We start from the raw sequence: 18875 nt of genomic DNA on the forward strand, positions 1-18875 counted from the left end.
ATGACAGCACTTCGAGCCGCGGCGGAGACGGCGGTCCGCCAGTGTCTGGGTCTCGAGTCGGGGGAGTCGTGTGCGGTCGTCACCGACGACGAGCGCGAACCGATCGGGGAGGCGATCTACGAGGTAGCGAGCGAGGTCACCGATGACGCCGTGATCGTCCGGTATCCGCCGGGCGAGACCCACGGCAGCGAGCCGCCGGCACCGGTCGCGGCGGCGATGGCCGGGGCCGACGTGGTGCTCGCGCCGACGACCAAGAGTCTGAGCCACACGCGGGCCCGAACCGAGGCCAACGAGGCCGGCGCGCGAGTCGCGACGCTCCCGGGGATCACCGAGGACGTCTTCACGACCGGGCTGGCGGCCGACTACGAGTCGATCGCGGCCCACTGTGAGGCCGTCCGCGAGCAGGTCGACGGGGCCGACGAGATCCGCGTGACGACCGACGCCGGGACCGACATCGCGTTCGGCGTCGGCGACCGCGAGTGGCTCTCCGATACCGGCATCGTCCACGAACCCGGCCAGATGTCGAACCTGCCGGCCGGTGAGGTCTTCATCAGCCCCGAAACCGCCGACGGCACCTTCGTCGTCGACGGGACGATGCGCCCCCACGGGCTGCTCGCAGATGGCCACCGGCTGACGTTCGAGGTCGAGGACGGCCTCGTCACGCAGATCTCTGACGACGAGATCCGCGCGACGGTTGAGGACGCGGCCGAAGACGTCGGCGACGCCGCGTACAACCTCGCGGAGCTCGGAATCGGCACGAACGTGGCCGTCACCGAACTCGTCGGCTCGGTCCTCCTCGACGAGAAGGCAGGGGGAACCGTCCATATCGCGATCGGCGACAACGCGGGCATCGGCGGCGAGACGGAAGCACCGATCCACCTCGACGGCATCCTTCGTGAGCCGACGGTCTTCGCCGACGGCGATCCCATCGAGCTTCCGACGGCGGACGACGCGTGATCGCTCGGCGGGCGTTCCGACCGCTCGACCACCGCTCGAGCGAAATTCGATCGTCAGTCTCGAGTTAAATCTTCGGCAGTCATGTGAGAACCTAGTGGTTTGAAGTGCTACTAGCGTGAGTTCCGACCGATGAGCGATACTCGGGGATACGACATTCGGGGGATAGAGCTCACTGACGACCGCTACACGGTCGAACAGGGATTCATTCGGAACAAGTACAAGGCGCTCGACGCCGATGGGAACGTCGTTCTGCGGGGGAAACAGAAGATGCTGAAGATGAAAGAGGAGTTCCCCTTCGTCGACGACGACGACAACGAGGTGTTCACCGTGAAGGCCGGCGGGATCATCGACGTCGCAGGGAACTACGTGCTCTCGGACGCCCAGACCGGAGAGGACATCATCATTCTGGACAACGACTACTCCCTGCTACAGGACACGTGGAAGATCCGCGACGCGACGACCGAAGCGAAGTTGGCCGAGATCAACTCCCGCGGTGCGATGGTGACGCTGGCCCGGAACGTTATCCCGTTCGGCGGCTGGATCCCGCACAAGTACGAGATCACTGATCAGGAGGGCGCTCACGTCGGCTCTATCGACGGGCAGTTCTCGCTGCGCGATCGCTACGAGATCACGATCGACGACGCCAGCAACGTCCCGAAAGAGCCCATCGTCGCCGCGGCGATGGTCATCGACGCGATCCAGGGCAACTAGTCGGACGGAGTGCGAACACCGACGACGGGTTCAATCGGCTTTTAGGTGCGTAGCCGCTATAGTGGGCTATGAGCGATATCCCGGAGCGCGTTCCGACGGTCTGTCCGTCGTGCTCGCCGGACCTCGAGACGGTCCACGAAGTACTGACGGAAGGCGGCGGTACCCTCACCGTTCGGTGTAGCGAGTGTAGTCACGTCCACAAGGTCCAACCCGAAAGCAAGCCAGAGGTCACGCTCGACGTGGTCGTCTCTCAGGGCGGCGAATCCTTCACGGCGAACGTCACCACGGCCGAAGACGAGACCGTCGAAGTCGGTGACGAGTTCATCCTCGAGACCGAGGAAGTGCTCTCGACGGTCCGCGTGACGAGCGTCGAACTCGACGGCCAGAAGCGGGTCGATGAGTCCACCGCCGACGAGATCGAGACCGTCTGGACCCGCGAGGTCGATAACGTCGGCGTCAACGTCACCGTCCACCCGCAGGACGGCTCGAGAGACGACAGCCGGAGTATCACGGTTCACGTTCCCGGCGACTACGAGTTCGAGGTCGGCGCGGTCGAATCCTTCGGCGACGACGAGTTCGAGATCGACGCCTTCGTCGTCCGCAAGGACGCCGACGGCTATCGGCGCGATCGCTTCGAGGAAGGGGGCGATACTGCCTTCGCGAAGGACATCAAACGAGTCTACGCCTACGACGAGCAGAGCAGCGCCTGGTCGGCCTGGTAATCGGTCCGCGAGCCCGGGCGTCGATGCGAACTCCCGAACCCCGGTACTCGCCACCCGACCCCCTACTGTTCTCGAGCGCGTATTCCTCCCCAAGCCATGTCCGATAGCTACGAGGCTTCGCGCCAACGCATGGTCGAGACGGTCGCGCCGCGCGTCGACGACGACCGCGTCCTCGAGGCCCTCGAGGCGGTCCCGCGCCACGAGTTCGTCCCGCCGGATCGCCGGGACAGCGCCTACGCCGACCGACCCCTGCCGATCGGCGACGGACAGACGATCAGCGCGCCGCACATGGTCGCGGTCATGGCCGATCTGCTCGCGGTCGGCCCCGGCGACGACGTCCTCGAGATCGGGACCGGCTGTGGCTACCACGCCGCCGTCACGGCCGAACTGGTCGGTGACGAGGGCGTTTACACCGTCGAGTACAGCGAGGAGCTGGCCGACCGGGCGCGCGATCGACTCGCGGCACTGGGCTACGACGACGTTTCGGTCCGCGTCGGCGACGGCCGCGAGGGATGGGCCGAGCACGCGCCGTATGACGCCGCATACTTCACTTGCGCGGCGTCCTCGTTTCCCGACCCCGTCGTCGAACAGGTCCGGACCGGCGGCCAGTTGCTCGCACCGATCGGTACCGGCCGCCAGACGCTCGTCGATGCGACGAAACGGCCGGACGGCTCGCTCGAGCGGACCGAACGCGGCGGCGTTCGATTCGTCCGGATGCGGGGGTAGCCGAGCGGACCGCGCAAGCGCGCCATTGATTACGACCGCCGCGATAGCTGGCGTATGGAACCCGCGGTACTGCGTGAGGATATGGTCGACGGCCTCGAGACCCCGCCAAGGGACGTTCTCGCGGACGAGGACGTCGCCGTCGCGATGCGCGACGTTCCTCGCCACGCGTTCGTCGGCGACGAGCGGACGGCCTACGCCGACCGCGAACACGAGGCGCTCGGCACCCGCGTCCTCGCACCGAGCACCGTCGCTCGCTTGCTCCAGGCGCTGGCCCTCGAAGACGACGAGACCGTGCTGATCGTCGGCGTCGGCGTCGGCTACACGGCGGCCGTCGCGGCCGAACTGGTCGGCGAGACGAACGTCCACGCAATCGACATCTCTCGACCGCTGGTCGTCGAAGCCCGAGAGAACCTCGCCGACGCGGGCTACGACGGCGTCCTCGTCGACCGCCGCGACGGTGCGAACGGCCTCCCCGAGTACGCCCCCTTCGATCGCATCCTGCTCGAGGCCGCGGCCGTCGATCCGCCTCGCGCGTTACTCGAGCAGTTGACCGCCGAGGGACGACTGGTCTTCCCGCGCGGCACGCACGAACAGCGACTCGAGGCCGTCTCGGCCGACGGCGACGTCGATCGGCTCGACCCCGTCGCGTTCGATCCGTTACTGGTCGAGGGCGAACAGTCGGGGGCCGTCGAGCGAAACCGAACGACCCGCGAGGACCGCGAGCGAGCGCAGCGACGCGCCGAATCCCGGCGCGGCTGGGAGCAGGACTGGATCGAGTGGGAGGAGACGATCGACCAGCAGTCTCGACGGACCCGATCGCGGTAGCGTCTCCGAGCGGACGGCTACTGATCGACTGGCGCGTTCTCAGTGTCCGACTGTTGTGGCTCCTGGCTCTCGAAACGAGGAGATGCCTCTCGGCGATAGTGATACGAAAGGGGTTGGGAAATGGGGGGTGGGGGTGGCGACAGTCTGTCTTAGATCGCCACTTACGGGTACACACTGCCGGGGGTTAAATATGACTTCTAATCAGTAAGTATGTCTAAACTGAAGGTACTAATCAATTAGTGCTGTTTGATCGAATTCGCTCTGTAAACATCGGTCTGCTATTCGTGATGGTAGTGAGATCGATAGACGATACGTTTCGGTCGATTGGTCGGGACCTACGTAATCCGGTCTCGAGAGATATCGAGACGGTTCTTCGAGTGAGTATCATCGGCAGACGCGGCCCTCCTATCGCTTCGTCTCTGGAGTACTCGTCGAATAGAACGGCGAAACGCTGTCGCTAGCGGGATGGTTCGCGGAAAGGGGTGGGGGGATTGGGGGTGGCGACAGTCGGTCTCGGATCGCCATCTCTCGATACGGACCGGTACTAAGTAAGTATACTTTCTAATCTGTTGTATTGTATCCTATAATAACACTAATTAACTAGAATAGCCGTCGAATGCTACCGTGACGAGTTTCCGTTCGGCCGCCCGGAGGTGATAGTGATACGTCGGCGGCGACACGCCGAGCGCGTCCGCGAGGTCCTCGCCCGTGCTCTCGCGGGGCCATTCGAAGAAGCCGCTGTAGTGTGCCGCCTGTAACGCCTCGAACTGCTTGTCGGTGAGTCGCTCCGCGAGGTAAGTATCGAGCTGTCGCGCCGACCGTGTGTGCGTCGTCTCCCGCTTGGCCACCAGTTCCGTCTCGGGATACTTCTCTCCGATCGCCTCGACCAGCGACCGCGTCTCGACGCTCTGTGGCACCTCGAGGACGAGCGTCGAGGTCCCGTCCTCGGCCGTTGCCATCCGCACCTGTACGTCGAAGGTCCGCAGCACGTCGAGAAACGGCGTCGACGCCACCGTCAGTTCGAACAGCCTCTCCTCGTCGCCCTCGGACACCACCGAGAGCGTCTCGATCGATGCCCACTCCGCCTCGAGATCGGTGAGCGACGCCGTCGCCGGCGCGCTGACGAACAGGACGATTCCGTCTTCGCCGCGATCGATGACACCCTCCAGTGTTATCGATCCCCCGTCCCTGACCTGTGCCGAGAGCCGATTGAGCAGCAGCCGCGAGTCCCCAATGGCGAGTTCGAGTTCGAGCCGGCTATCGGTCACCATCGCCCGAGTCCGCTCGACCGACCGAATCGCGTGCCCGATCGTTTCCCCGAGTTCGGCCAGCACTTCCCGTTCGCTCTCGCCGACCGAATCGGCCCCCGCGACGTGGACAACTAACACGCCGTACCGACGCTCGTCGGCGACCAGCGGTACGCCGAGCACCGTCTGATAGCCGTATGTCAGCGCCTCCTTCCGTCGCGATTTCCACGTTTCGTCCTCGAGGACGTCGTGTACCAGTTGCACCTGCCCGGCCTCGAGGGTATCCCGGACTAGCGTGAGTTCGGGTGCTCGCTCACCGTCGTCGCGGATCGTGTCGATGTAGGCCGCATCGATTCCGGACCACGCGGTCGGCGCGGGCGGTTCGTCGTCGTTCGCGCCGATCCAGGCGAAGCGATACCGGTCCGTCTCGGCGAGGCGGTCGCACACCGTTTCCTCGATTTCCGCGCGCGTCGAGGCCTGCGCGACCGCGTGGTTGATCTCCCGGACGATCTCGTTCGTGTGATTGAGCCGCGTCAGCTCCTCGTTTTGTCGTGTCAGTGTCCGGTCGTGGTCCCGAAGCAACTGCTCGCGCTCGGCCCGATCCAGCGCGGCCTCAGTGTTGGCTGCCAGAATGTGTAGCAGTTCCACCATCGTCTCGTCGAACCCGTCGACGCGATCGCACCCGGCGACCAGTACACCGTGAGTACCGAGCGGAACGATCAGTTCGCTCCGGCTCAACGCCTCTCCGGTCTCGACACCATCCTCCCGCGTCACGTCCTCGTAGTAGGCGCTTTCCCCCTCCGAAAAGACGTCCCAGACCAATCCCTCGCCCCGCTCGAACGTCGTCTCCGGATCACCCAACTCGGGCGATCCTCGCGTCGACGCCGCGTGCTCGAGACCGCCGGCCGTCGGCTCGAACGCGTAGGCCGCGGCGATCGTCACGTCGAGGATCTCGCTCGCCGTCTCGACCGCTGACCGGTAGATCTCGTCTTTGGTTTCGGCCCGCATCAGGTCCCGCGTCGTCTCGTGTAACGTCGTCAGCGTCCGCTCGTAGCGCCGCTCGCTCTCCCGAAGCTCCGTCTCCGTGCGGTACTGAGCGACGGCGTTCGTGATCTGATTCGCCAACAGCGCGTACTGCTTCTTGCCCGACTCCTTTTGCAGATACTGCGTCACGCCCGCGGCGATCGCCTCGCTGGCGATCTCCTCCGATCCACGCCCCGTAAAGAGAATGAACGGGAGACTGGGATCGTCCTCGCGAACGCGCTCTAACAACTCGAGTCCGGTCACCTCCGGCATCTCGTAATCGCTGACGATACAATCGACGTCGCGACGCTCGATCACGCTGAGCGCCTCCGCGCCGCTCGTCGCCGCTTCGGCGACGATCGACTCGCGCTCGCGCTCGAGCATCTCTCCGGCGAGGTCGGCGAAGCCGGGCTCGTTATCGACGATGAGTACGGTGATTTGGTTGGTCATTCGTTCCGCTCCCTGTAATCCCGTTTTCCGATACATCGGAGAAGAGATACTAAACAATTAGCATTCGAATTACTCGACACCGAATCACCTAGTATCTCTGTCCGCTCGAAATCGCGATCACGGAATCCGCCCGTCGAATTCGTATTCGGCCGCCCAGTTGATCGACGGATGATTGATCTCGGACTCGAAGCGGAGCTCCATCTTCTGTTCGGTCGCGTCGTCCGTATTGATCCAGTAAAACTGTCCGTTTTCGGGGTAATAGACGAGAAACGCGTCGATCGAGTCGTGATACGTATCCTCGTGATAGGCGCCGTTTTTCGTCGTTTGCGAGTGCGTATTGAATCGGAGCGTCTCCGCTTTATTCGACCAGCCGGTTTTACACTGAAGTCGATAGAGGTCGGTCCCGTCGTCGATGACGAGATCGTATTTGTCGTTGTCGCCGAACGGAACCGAGACGCTGTAGTTGCAGGCGACCAGTTTGGAAATCGCTCTCGCTTCGGTTTCATCGCCGACCGCTTTCGAGTTACGCATAGCGTACTGCGCCGCCCGCTGGTAGAAAAACGATCGGACGGATCGGTGGTGGTCAGTAGATCCCACTGCGATACTCATCGCTCACGAATCAGCGTCAATAGAAAGCGCCCGAGGCGGGATTTGAACCCGCGTCACAACCGTGACAGGGTTGTATGATGGGCCACTACACCACCCGGGCTCCCTGCAACTCTTCATTTCCCGGTGATGGTATTAAGGGTTTTGCTCTGCGACCGTTTGTCCGTATCGGTGACAGATAGTCTGCTCGTGAAACGACCGACGTGCCAACATCAGCCAATTACCCCGATAGTCCACTTGTATTTGAGATGTGATTGGAACGCGCTTTAGGCGCAATCCGAATCGGAACGGCTCGGCCGATCTGTTCGGTTACCGTATACTCATCGCTCACGAATCAGCGTCAACAGAAAGCGCCCGAGGCGGGATTTGAACCCGCGTCACAACCGTGACAGGGTTGTATGATGGGCCACTACACCACCCGGGCTCCCTGCAACTCTCCATTTCCCGGTTATGGTATTAAGGCTTTTCAATTACCTACCGTATGGTACGGTCAGCCGCGCCACGATATTCCGCCCTCGAGCCCGAACTACACACCGAATCGTGATAGCGAACCGCACGACCCACAAGGAATATAACTGATAACCGGATACTCTCGAGTGTGATCGACGGCTCCGGTCAGGTTCGCCCGGCCGGGTAGCCCTGCTTGTGCGTCGAGTTAGTAACCGTTAAATGCCTCCCGCCGGTACCTGCCTGTAGTATCTCGTGACAGCCGCTTCTCTCCCGATAGCCGACACGCACATCCAACCCAATACATGGTAGACGTAAGCCAACACGAACTCGTTCCGGAGCACACCGTTCTCGAGGAGGAGGCCCTCGAGGAAGTGCTCGAGGAATACAACATCGACCGTACAGATTTACCGAAAATACAGCGCAAGGATCCCGCTCTCCCCGACGAGGCGGAGATCGGTGACGTCATCAAGATCGTTCGCGACTCGCGGACGACCGATCAGTCGATCGTATACCGACTCGTGGTAGAATAAATGTCAATAGAACTCAACCGCGACAAACGGCGAGAGATTTCGCGCGAATATTTCTCGAAGGAACGGATCGCCGAACACCACTACCGCTCGTTCAACGCCTTCCTCAACCGGGGGATGCAGGAGGTCGTCGACGAGAAGGCGACGATCGATACGGACATCGGCGACAAGGAAGGCGAGGAGCCGGTCCACGTTGAACTCGGCGACGTCCGCGTCGTCACGCCGCGTGTCCGTGAGGCGGACGGCTCCGAAGAACTCCTCTACCCGCAGGAGGCTCGGCTTCGGAACATCACCTACTCCGCGCCGGTCTTTATGGAAATGTCCATCGTCAAGGGCGAGGAAGGCGACGAGCGAGTCGTCGACTCGACCGAGACGAAGATTGGACGGATGCCGATCATGGTCGGCTCCGACAAGTGTAACATCGCCGGCTTCTCCGACGAGGAGCTGATCGAGATCGGCGAGGACCCCGCCGACCCCGGCGGTTACTTCATCGTCAACGGCTCCGAGCGGGTGCTGATGACCAGCGAGGACCTCGCGCCGAACAAGATTCTCGCCGAATACGACAGCAAGTACGGCGACGAGATTCAGGTCGCCAAGACCTTCTCGCAGCGCCGTGGCTACCGCGCACTCGTGTTGTGTGAGCGAAACCGTGAGGGACTGCTCGAGGTATCCTTCCCCTCGGTGTCGGGATCGATTAACTTCGTCACGCTCGTGCGTGCACTGGGCCTCGAATCGGACGAGGAGATCGTCCACAAGGTCTCGAACGACCCAGAGGTCGTCAAGTACATGCTCGAGAACTTGGAGGAAGCGGAGGTCCAGACCGAGGAGGAGGCCATCGAGGAACTGGGCAAACGCGTCGCCTCTGGCCAGGGCAAGAATTACCAGCTCAAGCGGGCTAACTACGTCATCGACCGCTACCTCCTACCGCACCTCCACGAGGAGGGCGTCGAGGAGGAGGACGTCCGGATCAACAAGGCTCACTACCTCTGTCGGATGGCCGAGGCCTGTTTCGAACTCGCGCTCGGACGGCGCGAGTCCGACGACAAGGACCACTACGCGAACAAGCGACTGAAGGTCAGCGGTGACCTGATGAAGGACCTGTTCCGGACCGCGCTGAACAAGCTGGCCCGGGACGTCAAGTACCAGCTCGAGCGCGCCAACATGCGCAACCGACAGCTCTCGGTCAACACGGTCGTCCGCTCGGACGTCCTGACCGAGCGACTCGAGCACCCGATCGCGACGGGCAACTGGGTCGGCGGCCGCTCCGGCGTGAGTCAGCTGGTCGACCGAACTGACTTCATGGGCGTTCTTTCGCACCTGCGCCGGCTTCGCAGCCCGCTCTCGCGCTCGCAGCCGCACTTCGAAGCGCGGGACCTGCACGCGACCCAGTGGGGTCGCATCGGTCCCTCCGAGACGCCGGAGGGGCCGAACTGTGGGCTGGTGAAGAACTTCGCGCAGTCGATGGAGCTCTCCCAGAACGTCGAGGACGAACAGGAACTCAAACGCGAACTGGCATCCATGGGGGTCGAGGGCATTCCCGGCCTCGAAGGGATCGAACGAACGGCGGCGTCAGGGGACGACTAAATCATGAGCAGTCAACAACGAGAGGCGAAAGTATACGTCAACGGATCGCTGGTGGGGACGCATCCCGATCCGCACGAACTGGCCGAACAGATCCGCGAAGCGCGACGCATCGGCGACGTGAGCGAGATGGTCAACGTCTCCGTCAAAGATCGCACCCGCGAAGTGATCGTCAACGCCGACGCGGGCCGCGCACGGCGACCGCTGCTGGTCGTCGAGGACGGCGAACCGCGCATCTCCCAGCAGGAGATCGAGGCGATGAACGACGGTGACCTCGAGTTCGAGGATCTCGTCGATCACGGCTACATCGAGTTCATCGACGCCGAGGAAGAAGAGGACATCCTCGTCGGCGTCGACGAAGACGATCTGACCGAGAAACACACGCACCTCGAGATCGACCCGTCGCTGATCTTCTCGATCGGTGCGGGGATGATCCCCTATCCCGAGCACAACGCCTCGCCCCGCATTACGATGGGGGCAGGGATGATCAAGCAGTCGCTGGGGCTGCCGAGCGCGAACTACCGGATCCGACCGGACACGCGCCAGCACCTCCTGCACTATCCGCAGCTGTCGATGGTGAAGACCCAGACGACCGAGCAGATCGGCTACGACGAGCGCCCCGCCGCGCAGAACTTCGTCGTCGCCGTGATGAGCTACGAGGGCTTCAACATCGAGGACGCGCTGGTCATGAACAAGGCCAGCGTCGAACGCGCGCTCGCGCGCTCGCACTTCTTCCGGACCTACGAGGGCGAGGAACGTCGCTACCCCGGCGGACAGGAGGACCGCTTCGAGATTCCGAGTCAGGACGTCCGCGGTGCCCGCGGCGAGGAAGCGTACACCCACTTGGACGAGGACGGCCTCGTCAACCCCGAGACGACGGTCGACGAGAACTCAGTTCTGCTCGGAAAGACGAGCCCGCCGCGGTTCTTGGAGGAGCCCGACGACATGGGCGGTCTCTCACCGCAGAAGCGCCGGGAGACGTCCGTCACCATGCGCTCGGGCGAGTCGGGGATCGTCGACACCGTCACCCTCATGGAGGGCGAAGACGGTTCGAAGCTCTCGAAGGTCTCGGTGCGCGACGAACGGATCCCCGAACTCGGGGACAAGTTCGCGTCGCGACACGGCCAGAAGGGTGTCGTCGGCCACCTCGCGCCACAGGAGGACATGCCCTTCACCGAGGAGGGGGTCGTCCCCGACCTCGTGCTCAATCCGCACGCGCTGCCGTCGCGGATGACCGTCGGCCACATTCTCGAGATGATTGGCGGCAAACTCGGTTCGATGGAGGGACGCCGCGTCGACGGGACGCCGTTCCTCGGCGAGGACGAGGACGAACTCCGACAGGGACTCGAGGACGCCGGCTTCGACTCGGCCGGCAAGGAGACCATGTACTCCGGCATCTCCGGCGAGAAGATCGAGGCCGAGATCTTCGTCGGCGTGATCTTCTACCAGAAGCTCTACCACATGGTCTCGAACAAGCTGCACGCCCGCTCTCGCGGGCCGGTGCAGGTGCTGACCCGTCAGCCAACGGAAGGACGTGCCCGCGAGGGCGGGCTGCGTATCGGAGAGATGGAACGCGACGTGTTCATCGGCCACGGTGCGGCCATGACGCTGAAGGAACGACTCTTAGACGAGTCCGACCGTGAGTTCATCCACATCTGTGCGAACTGTGGGATGAGTGCGGTCGAAAACGTCGAACAGCGGCGTGTCTACTGTCCGAACTGCGACGAAGAGACCGATATCCACGAGATCGAGATGAGCTACGCGTTCAAGCTCCTCTTAGACGAGATGAAGGCGCTGGGTATCGCACCGCGACTCGAACTGGAGGACGCCGTATAACCCATGCAAGACACGACACCCAAAGACATCGGTTCGCTCTCCTTCGGGCTCATGGAGCCCGAGGAGTACCGGGAGATGAGCGCGACGAAGATCATCACGGCCGACACCTACGACGACGACGGGTTCCCCATCGACATGGGCCTGATGGACCCGCGTCTCGGCGTGATCGACCCCGGCCTCGAGTGTAAGACCTGCGGCAAGCACTCGGGTTCCTGTAACGGTCACTTCGGTCACATCGAACTGGCCGCACCGGTCATCCATGTCGGCTTCACGAAGCTCATCCGACGGCTCCTGCGAGGGACCTGTCGGGAGTGTTCGCGGCTCCTCCTGACCGAGGACGAACGCGACGAGTTCCGCGATCAGCTCGACGAATCCCGGAAGCTGAGCCGCGATCTCAACGACGTGACCAAGGCCGCGATCCGACAGGCCCGAAAGAAGGACAAGTGTCCGTTCTGTGGCGAGATCCAGTACGATATCGACCACGAGAAGCCGACCACCTATTACGAGGTCCAGCAGGTCCTCACCAGTGAGTACTCCCAGCGCATCGCCGGCGCGATGCAGGGCGACGAAGAGGAAGGCATCGAGCGGACGACGCCGGACGAACTCGCCGAGAAGACGGAGATCGAACTCACTCGAGTCAACGAGATCCTGTCGGGTTCGTTCCGTCCGCGGGAGAGCCAGCGCAAGGCGATCGAGAAAGCTCTCGACATCGACCTGACCGAGGAGGACACGAACAAGCTGATGCCCAGCGACATTCGGGACTGGTTCGAGAACATCCCGGACGAGGACATCGAAGTGCTCGGAATCAACCCCGAGCGGTCCCGTCCCGAGTGGATGATCCTCACCGTCCTTCCCGTGCCGCCGGTCACCGCGCGGCCGTCGATCACGCTGGACAACGGCCAGCGCTCCGAGGACGACCTCACGCACAAGCTGGTTGACATCATCCGGATCAACCAGCGGTTCATGGAGAACCGCGAGGCCGGTGCACCACAGCTGATCATCGAGGACCTCTGGGAACTCCTGCAGTACCACGTCACGACGTTCATGGACAACGAGATCTCGGGCACGCCCCCGGCGCGACACCGATCCGGGCGGCCGCTCAAGACCCTCTCCCAGCGACTCAAGGGTAAGGAGGGTCGCTTCCGCGGCTCGCTGTCCGGGAAGCGCGTGAACTTCTCTGCCCGGACCGTCATCTCGCCGGACCCGACCCTCTCGCTGAACGAGGTCGGCGTGCCGGACCGCGTCGCAAAGGAGATGACCCAGACGATGAACGTCACCGAGCGCAACCTCCAGGACGCCCGGCGGTTCGTCTCGAACGGCCCCGAGGGCCATCCCGGCGCGAACTACGTCCGGCGGCCGGACGGCCGTCGGCTGAAGGTGACCGAGAAGAACTGCGAACAGCTCGCCGAGAAGGTCGAGGCCGGCTGGGAGGTCAACCGCCACCTCATCGACGGCGACATCGTCATCTTCAACCGCCAGCCGTCGCTCCACCGGATGTCGATCATGGCCCACGAGGTCGTGGTCATGCCGTACAAGACGTTCCGGCTGAACACCGTCGTCTGTCCGCCGTACAACGCCGACTTCGACGGCGACGAGATGAACATGCACGCGCTGCAAAACGAGGAGGCCCGCGCCGAAGCGCGCGTCCTCATGCGCGTCCAAGAACAGATGCTCTCGCCGCGATTCGGTGAGAACATCATCGGGGCCATTCAGGACCACATCTCCGGGATGTACCTCCTGACCCACGACAACCCCCGATTCAACGAGACGCAGGCGCTCGACCTGCTCCGTGCCACCCGGATCGACGAACTCCCCGAACCGAGCGGCATCGACGACGAGGGCACGCCGTTCTGGACCGGGTACGACGTCTTCTCCGAACTGCTGCCCGACGATCTCGACCTCGAGTTCACGGGGACCATCGGCGACGAGGTCATCATCGAGGACGGCCAGTTGCTGCAGGGAACCATCGCCGAAGACGAGGTCGGCGAGTTCGGCGGCGAGATCGTCGACACGATCACGAAGGTCTACGGCAACACCCGCGCCCGGATCTTCGTCAACGAGGTCTCGACGCTGGCGATGCGTGCCATCATGCACTTCGGGTTCTCGATCGGGATCGACGACGAGACCATCCCCGAGGAAGCGCAGGCCCGCATCGACGAGACGATCGACGACGCCAACGACCGCGTCGAAGAGCTCATCGAGGCCTACGACCGCGGCGAACTCGAGAGTCTCCCGGGTCGAACCATCGACGAGACCCTCGAGATGAAGATTATGCAGACGCTCTCGCGTGCGCGTGACAACGCGGGTAACATCGCCGACGAGCACTTCCAGGACGACAACCCCGCCGTCGTTATGGCCAACTCCGGTGCCCGTGGGTCGATGCTCAACCTGACCCAGATGGCCGGCGCGGTCGGCCAGCAGGCGGTCCGCGGCGAGCGGATCAACCGCGGTTACGAGGACCGAACGCTCTCCCATTACGAGCCGAACGACCTCTCGGCGGAGGCACACGGCTTCGTTGAGAACTCCTACACGAGCGGCCTGACCCCGCGGGAGTTCTTCTTCCACGCGATGGGCGGCCGCGAGGGCCTGGTCGACACGGCAGTCCGGACATCGAAGTCCGGGTATCTGCAGCGTCGCCTGATCAACGCCCTCTCGGAACTCGAGACGCAGTACGACGGCACGGTCCGGGACACCTCGGACACGATCGTTCAGTTCGAGTTCGGTGAGGACGGGACCTCGCCGGTCAAGGTCTCCTCCGACGAGGACAACGACATCGACGTCGAGCACATCGCCGACCGCGTGCTCGACTCCGAGTTCGACTCCGAAGAGGACCGCCAGGAGTTCCTCGGGTCCAAGCCGCGGCCGACGAACCTCTCCGAACATGCCGACGATCGACTGACTGAGGGCACGGAGGTGACCTCCGATGACTAACGTCGAGTACGCCGTCGACGACGACACGATCGCAGTCGTCGAAGACACCGACCTTCCGCGGCGGCTCAAAGACGAGGTCTACGAGACGCTCGAGGCCCGCGAGGGCGCGACGGTCGAGGAGGCGGACGAACTCGCGAAGGCCGTCGAGACCCGCTACCTCGACACCCGCGTCGACCCGCTCGACCCCGTCGGGACGGTCTCGGCGCAGTCGATCGGCGAACCCGGGACGCAGCTGACGATGAACACGTTCCACTACGCCGGCGTCGCCGAGATCGACGTGACCCAGGGGCTGCCCCGGCTGATCGAGCTGGTCGACGCTCGAAAGACGCCAGACACGCCGATGATGACCGTCTACCTCGAGGACGAGTACGCGACCGAACGCGAGAAGGCCCACGAGGTCGTCTGGAACATCGAGGCGACACAGATCCTCGCGCTGGGCGACGTCTCGACGAACGTCGCGGACATGCGCGTTCAGATCTCGCTCAACGAGGACACGCTCCAGGAACGGATGATCACGGCCGAGGAGGTCGCCGGGATCATCGAGGACTCGCTCGGTGTGAAGACGATCCAGCAGGGGTCCCAAATCGAGTTCGGCCCCGAAGAGCCGTCCTACCGCGATCTCCTTCAGCTCGTCGAGGAGCTCCGCGACATTACGTTCAAGGGAATCGAGGAGGTCTCTCGGGTCGTCATCCGTCGGGAAGAACTCGACAACGGCAACGAGGAGTTCGTCCTCTACACCGAGGGTTCGGCCTTCGGTGACGCCTTGGAGATCGAGGGCGTCGACGCCTCGCGAACGACGTGTAACAACATCCACGAGATCCACCGCAATCTCGGTATCGAGGCCGCTCGCGAGGCGATCATCGAGGAGACGAACAACACGCTCGCCGAACAGGGACTGGACGACGTGAACGTCCGGCACCTGATGCTCGTTGCGGACATGATGACGAACCGCGGCGAGATCGAGTCGATCGGTCGGCACGGAATTTCGGGATCGAAGGAATCGGTGCTGGCCCGCGCGGCGTTCGAGGTGACGGTTAATCACCTGCTCAACGCCGCGATCCACGGTGAGATCGACGATCTCGACGGCGTAACGGAGAACGTCATCGTCGGGAAGCCGATCAAGCTCGGCACCGGCGACGTCGATCTCAGGATGGGGTCGACGACCTCCGGCAGCAGTCAGGCAGACTGATCGATGGGCGTTACCCTCGATGACGACGCCCGACAGTATCTCGCCGTGTTCGAGGACGTGACAGGCGTTGACGGCCGAGATTGTCTCGTCACCGAGGGCGGTGACCGGCTCCTGATCCTCGTCGCCAGTGGCGGGATGGGCGAAGCGATCGGTCCCGGCGGTCGAACGGTAAAGCGATTCGAAGAACGCGCCGACGCTCAGGTTCGACTCGTCGAGGACGCGGACGATCCCGAGGTGTTCGTCGCGAACGTGCTCGCACCGGCAGTCGTCTACAACGTTACGATTAGCGAGAACAACGACACCGTCGCGTACGTCGAAGTCGCCGAAGACGACCACGGTATCGCGATCGGGACGAACGGACGGACGATCGACGCCGCTCGACGGCTCGTAGATCGTCACTTCGGCATCGACGACGTCCAGCTCATTTAATCGCTCTTTTGGCCTGTACCGGTCTTTCCATCGGACTCGCTGTCAGTCGAACAGTTCGCGTCCAGTGATCGGATCGCGGACTCTCGAAGAGGGAAACTGTTCCGTAGTCTCCAGTTGAAAGGACAGATCTCTTCGTCTCTGATTCATGTAGGTGCGTTTGAATTATTGCAGATCGTTCATACCGTAGTAATGTACGGTAGGAATCTAGAGGGCAAAGAACGGCACGCTCGCACCTCATGCGGACCGTAGTGATAGCAGCCAGTTGTTATCACTCGTGAATGTATTATCCAAACCAATAAGCAGATTCCACCGAGAGAGGGAGTCGTATGACGGAGACAAGCGAGTTATCTGCCGGAGAGGAAGACGTGGACGAACTCGACATCGCGCCGGAAAGCGGGTGGAACGCCATGTATATCGACGGAGAGTGGGTCCCTGCCGACGATCGGGACCTGATCGACGTCGAAAACCCCGCGACGCGGACGACGCTGACGACGGTTCCCTCGGGGACCGAGGACGATGTCGACGAGGCGTATGCGACCGCGGAGGCGGCCCAAGCGGAGTGGGGAGAGCGACCGCCACAGGAGCGCGCCGCGATCGTCTCCGAGGCCTGTGAGTTACTGGGCGAGTACGCCGACGATCTCGAGACGCTGTTCGCTGTCGAGTGCGGCGGTGTCGGGCTGAAGGCTGATTTCGAGACCCAGCTCGCACAGGGCACGATGGATGTCGGCGCCGGACTGGCGATGCGCGACGGCGGCCGTCGCACGGACTCGGTCACGCCCGGCAAGGAGAACCTCCTCGTGCGCGAACCGGCCGGGGTCGTCGGCGTCATCACGCCGTGGAACTTCCCGCTGTACCTCTCCAGCCGAGTCGTCGCGCCCGCTATCGCGCTTGGCAACAGCGTGGTGTTAAAGCCCGACGAGCACACCCCGCTGACGGGCGGGCTCGTGCTTGCGAAGGTCTTCGAGGAGGCCGGCCTTCCGGACGGCGTCCTGAACGTCGTCCCCGGCTACGGCCACGAGATCGGCGACCACTTCTCGGGACACTCGGTCCCGTCGGTGATGTCGTTTACCGGTTCCTCGGAAGTCGGACGGGGCGTCGGCCAGCGTGCCGTCGGCGCATACACGGAACCCGCACTCGAGCTGGGCGGGAACAACGCTCACGTCGTGCTATCGGACGCCGACTTAGAGCGGGCGATCGATGCCGGCGCGTTCGGGTCGTTCACCCATCAGGGACAGGAGTGCATCTCGATCAACCGCCACCTGGTTCACGAATCGCTGTACGACGAGTACGTGGCAGGGCTGGCCGACCGCGCCGAGCAGCTCCCCATCGGAAATCCGCTCGAGGAGGGGACGCTGGTCGGCCCGGTCATCAACGAGAGTCAGCGTGACAAGATCGTCGGGTTCGTCGAGGAGTCGGTCGAGCGCGGTGCGACGGTCGAGGCCGGTGGCGGCCACGAGGGCCTGTTTGTCGAACCCACGGTGCTATCGGACGTCTCCAGTGACATGCCGGTCGCCTGCAACGAGCACTTCGGGCCGGTCGCGCCGGTCATCCCCTTCGAGACCGACGAGGAGGCGATTCGGATCGCCAACGACACCGAGTACGGACTGTCGGGCTCGGTCCATTCGGCGGACGTGGGGCGGGCGCGCGACGTGGCCGACGCGATGGAGACGGGCATGGTTCATATCAACGACCAGCCGCTGAACGACGAACCGCACGTCGCGTTCGGCGGCGTCGGCGCGTCGGGAATGGGCCGGTACAACGACGAGTGGATCATGGACACGTTGACGACGCTGAAGTGGATCTCGATTCAGCGCGAACCCCGCGAGTATCCGTACTGATCCGGGACAGCCCCCTACTCCGTGGAATAGGGGAGCGATTCGACATCTCTGACGTCGGTCACGGCGTGGCCGCGATCAGATCCACTTGATACGGTACTCACAGCACTGGTCGCCGTCCGACCGACACTGGTCGCCGACTTCCTCGACCTCGACGGGGTTGTTAGCGAACTTCTTCGCGACGCCCCTGATGAGTCCCTTATCGAATTCACACGGGTAGGGATTCTCACAGGTCATCACTCCCTCGCTCGATCCCTCCGTCTGGAACTCGTAGAATCCGATTTCGCTGCCGCGGTGATTCTGGTGATACGCCGTATCGATCGCCCGTAACGCGTTATCGACCTCGGTCAGCTCCGGCGGAAATTCGACGTGTTGGGGGACGTTCTGCCCCATGTTCTGCATTCTGACGGCACCGTACTCGTCGCGCATATCGTACAACATGGCGAGCGGAATTTCGAGCGGATACCACTCGTCGGACTCGATGTCCTCGAGCCCGTATTCGGCGAGTTTACTGGTGATCTGTTTCCCGACGAACGACGAGACCGACTCCCCCGCGGCGATATACGAGAGGGGGCTCCGACCGATCACTTCTGCGTCCTCGAGCGCCCCGTCGAATCCGATGCGATCGTCTACCGTCGGCAACTGCTCGCTGTCCTGTGACTCGTCGTCGGAACCCCCGAGGAGTCGCTTGAACCAGGACGTCGTCCCCAACACCGTAGCGATTGTAGCCATAACGGGTACAGAATGTGACCCTCCTGACTAATAACTTCTAGTTACGTTCACGGTCTGCTATCAGAATCGGGGCGTCGGTCTCGCTTCTCGCATCGAGT

General features: G+C 63.1%; 15 protein-coding genes and 2 tRNA genes. 12 read left to right on the forward strand and 5 right to left on the reverse strand.

Going from position 1 to position 18875, the window contains the following annotated elements:
- The 5 genes from LDH66_RS17880 to LDH66_RS17900 all read left to right on the forward strand — a co-directional run bounded on the left by LDH66_RS17880 (position 1) and on the right by LDH66_RS17900 (position 3941).
- Complete coding sequence (locus tag LDH66_RS17880) at positions 1 to 957, forward strand: aminopeptidase (protein WP_226482439.1); 957 nt, start codon at positions 1 to 3, stop codon at positions 955 to 957.
- Positions 958 to 1086: 129 nt separating this feature from the next.
- Complete coding sequence (locus LDH66_RS17885) at positions 1087 to 1668, forward strand: LURP-one-related/scramblase family protein (RefSeq protein WP_226482440.1); 582 nt, start codon at positions 1087 to 1089, stop codon at positions 1666 to 1668.
- A 68-nt stretch (positions 1669 to 1736) separates the two neighbouring features.
- The gene (locus LDH66_RS17890; RefSeq protein WP_226482441.1) at positions 1737 to 2390 is read left to right on the forward strand and encodes an HVO_0476 family zinc finger protein; all 654 of its coding nucleotides are present in this window, start codon (positions 1737 to 1739) and stop codon (positions 2388 to 2390) included.
- Positions 2391 to 2486: 96 nt separating this feature from the next.
- On the forward strand, positions 2487 to 3116 hold the full coding sequence (locus tag LDH66_RS17895; RefSeq protein ID WP_226482442.1) for a protein-L-isoaspartate(D-aspartate) O-methyltransferase: 630 nt from the start codon (positions 2487 to 2489) through the stop codon (positions 3114 to 3116).
- 54 nt (positions 3117 to 3170) lie between these two features.
- Positions 3171 to 3941, forward strand: a complete 771-nt coding sequence (locus LDH66_RS17900) for a protein-L-isoaspartate O-methyltransferase family protein (RefSeq protein WP_226482443.1) — start codon at positions 3171 to 3173, stop codon at positions 3939 to 3941.
- A 596-nt stretch (positions 3942 to 4537) separates the two neighbouring features.
- Here LDH66_RS17900 and LDH66_RS17905 read toward each other — a convergent pair.
- From LDH66_RS17905 to LDH66_RS17920, 4 genes are all read right to left on the reverse strand, one after another.
- Complete coding sequence (locus LDH66_RS17905; RefSeq protein ID WP_226482444.1) at positions 4538 to 6661, reverse strand: bacterio-opsin activator domain-containing protein; 2124 nt, start codon at positions 6659 to 6661, stop codon at positions 4538 to 4540.
- Between the two features lie 117 nt (positions 6662 to 6778).
- The gene (locus LDH66_RS17910; protein ID WP_226482445.1) at positions 6779 to 7192 is read right to left on the reverse strand and encodes a group I intron-associated PD-(D/E)XK endonuclease; all 414 of its coding nucleotides are present in this window, start codon (positions 7190 to 7192) and stop codon (positions 6779 to 6781) included.
- Between the two features lie 105 nt (positions 7193 to 7297).
- A tRNA-Asp gene (locus LDH66_RS17915) sits at positions 7298 to 7370 on the reverse strand.
- A 248-nt stretch (positions 7371 to 7618) separates the two neighbouring features.
- Positions 7619 to 7691 (reverse strand) — tRNA-Asp (locus tag LDH66_RS17920).
- A gap of 328 nt (positions 7692 to 8019) precedes the next feature.
- Here LDH66_RS17920 and LDH66_RS17925 point away from each other — a divergent pair.
- The 7 genes from LDH66_RS17925 (at position 8020) to LDH66_RS17955 (ending at position 18048) form a co-directional block, all read left to right on the forward strand.
- On the forward strand, positions 8020 to 8247 hold the full coding sequence (locus LDH66_RS17925; protein ID WP_226482446.1) for a DNA-directed RNA polymerase subunit H: 228 nt from the start codon (positions 8020 to 8022) through the stop codon (positions 8245 to 8247).
- Positions 8248 to 9828 (forward strand): DNA-directed RNA polymerase subunit B'', encoded by a 1581-nt coding sequence (locus LDH66_RS17930; protein ID WP_226482447.1) that lies wholly within the window; start codon positions 8248 to 8250, stop codon positions 9826 to 9828.
- 3 nt (positions 9829 to 9831) lie between these two features.
- On the forward strand, positions 9832 to 11661 hold the full coding sequence (gene rpoB / locus LDH66_RS17935) for a DNA-directed RNA polymerase subunit B (RefSeq protein WP_226482448.1): 1830 nt from the start codon (positions 9832 to 9834) through the stop codon (positions 11659 to 11661).
- A gap of 3 nt (positions 11662 to 11664) precedes the next feature.
- On the forward strand, positions 11665 to 14592 hold the full coding sequence (locus tag LDH66_RS17940; protein WP_226482449.1) for a DNA-directed RNA polymerase subunit A': 2928 nt from the start codon (positions 11665 to 11667) through the stop codon (positions 14590 to 14592).
- The gene (gene rpoA2 / locus LDH66_RS17945) at positions 14585 to 15781 is read left to right on the forward strand and encodes a DNA-directed RNA polymerase subunit A'' (RefSeq protein ID WP_226482450.1); all 1197 of its coding nucleotides are present in this window, start codon (positions 14585 to 14587) and stop codon (positions 15779 to 15781) included. Before LDH66_RS17940 ends, rpoA2 begins: the two co-directional genes overlap by 8 nt.
- A gap of 3 nt (positions 15782 to 15784) precedes the next feature.
- Complete coding sequence (locus tag LDH66_RS17950; RefSeq protein ID WP_226482451.1) at positions 15785 to 16210, forward strand: NusA-like transcription termination signal-binding factor; 426 nt, start codon at positions 15785 to 15787, stop codon at positions 16208 to 16210.
- Between the two features lie 326 nt (positions 16211 to 16536).
- The gene (locus LDH66_RS17955; RefSeq protein ID WP_226482452.1) at positions 16537 to 18048 is read left to right on the forward strand and encodes an aldehyde dehydrogenase family protein; all 1512 of its coding nucleotides are present in this window, start codon (positions 16537 to 16539) and stop codon (positions 18046 to 18048) included.
- A 75-nt stretch (positions 18049 to 18123) separates the two neighbouring features.
- Here the strand turns inward: LDH66_RS17955 and LDH66_RS17960 are convergent, their stop codons facing one another.
- The gene (locus LDH66_RS17960) at positions 18124 to 18777 is read right to left on the reverse strand and encodes a 4-vinyl reductase (protein WP_226482453.1); all 654 of its coding nucleotides are present in this window, start codon (positions 18775 to 18777) and stop codon (positions 18124 to 18126) included.
- Between the last annotated feature and the right edge of the window lie 98 nt (positions 18778 to 18875).

It is taken from the genome of Natrinema amylolyticum (assembly GCF_020515625.1).
Classification (GTDB): Archaea; Halobacteriota; Halobacteria; order Halobacteriales; family Natrialbaceae; genus Natrinema; species Natrinema amylolyticum.

Coding starts and splice junctions, on each gene's coding strand:
- rpoB (WP_226482448.1), top strand. CDS start 9,832: ATGAGCAGTCAACAACGAGAGGCGAAAGTATACGTCAACGGATCGCTG.
- LDH66_RS17925 (WP_226482446.1), top strand. CDS start 8,020: ATGGTAGACGTAAGCCAACACGAACTCGTTCCGGAGCACACCGTTCTC.
- LDH66_RS17895 (WP_226482442.1), top strand. CDS start 2,487: ATGTCCGATAGCTACGAGGCTTCGCGCCAACGCATGGTCGAGACGGTC.
- rpoA2 (WP_226482450.1), top strand. CDS start 14,585: ATGACTAACGTCGAGTACGCCGTCGACGACGACACGATCGCAGTCGTC.
- LDH66_RS17955 (WP_226482452.1), top strand. CDS start 16,537: ATGACGGAGACAAGCGAGTTATCTGCCGGAGAGGAAGACGTGGACGAA.
- LDH66_RS17910 (WP_226482445.1), bottom strand. CDS start 7,192: ATGCGTAACTCGAAAGCGGTCGGCGATGAAACCGAAGCGAGAGCGATT.
- LDH66_RS17930 (WP_226482447.1), top strand. CDS start 8,248: ATGTCAATAGAACTCAACCGCGACAAACGGCGAGAGATTTCGCGCGAA.
- LDH66_RS17905 (WP_226482444.1), bottom strand. CDS start 6,661: ATGACCAACCAAATCACCGTACTCATCGTCGATAACGAGCCCGGCTTC.
- LDH66_RS17940 (WP_226482449.1), top strand. CDS start 11,665: ATGCAAGACACGACACCCAAAGACATCGGTTCGCTCTCCTTCGGGCTC.
- LDH66_RS17960 (WP_226482453.1), bottom strand. CDS start 18,777: ATGGCTACAATCGCTACGGTGTTGGGGACGACGTCCTGGTTCAAGCGA.
- LDH66_RS17890 (WP_226482441.1), top strand. CDS start 1,737: ATGAGCGATATCCCGGAGCGCGTTCCGACGGTCTGTCCGTCGTGCTCG.
- LDH66_RS17900 (WP_226482443.1), top strand. CDS start 3,171: ATGGAACCCGCGGTACTGCGTGAGGATATGGTCGACGGCCTCGAGACC.
- LDH66_RS17885 (WP_226482440.1), top strand. CDS start 1,087: ATGAGCGATACTCGGGGATACGACATTCGGGGGATAGAGCTCACTGAC.
- LDH66_RS17880 (WP_226482439.1), top strand. CDS start 1: ATGACAGCACTTCGAGCCGCGGCGGAGACGGCGGTCCGCCAGTGTCTG.
- LDH66_RS17950 (WP_226482451.1), top strand. CDS start 15,785: ATGGGCGTTACCCTCGATGACGACGCCCGACAGTATCTCGCCGTGTTC.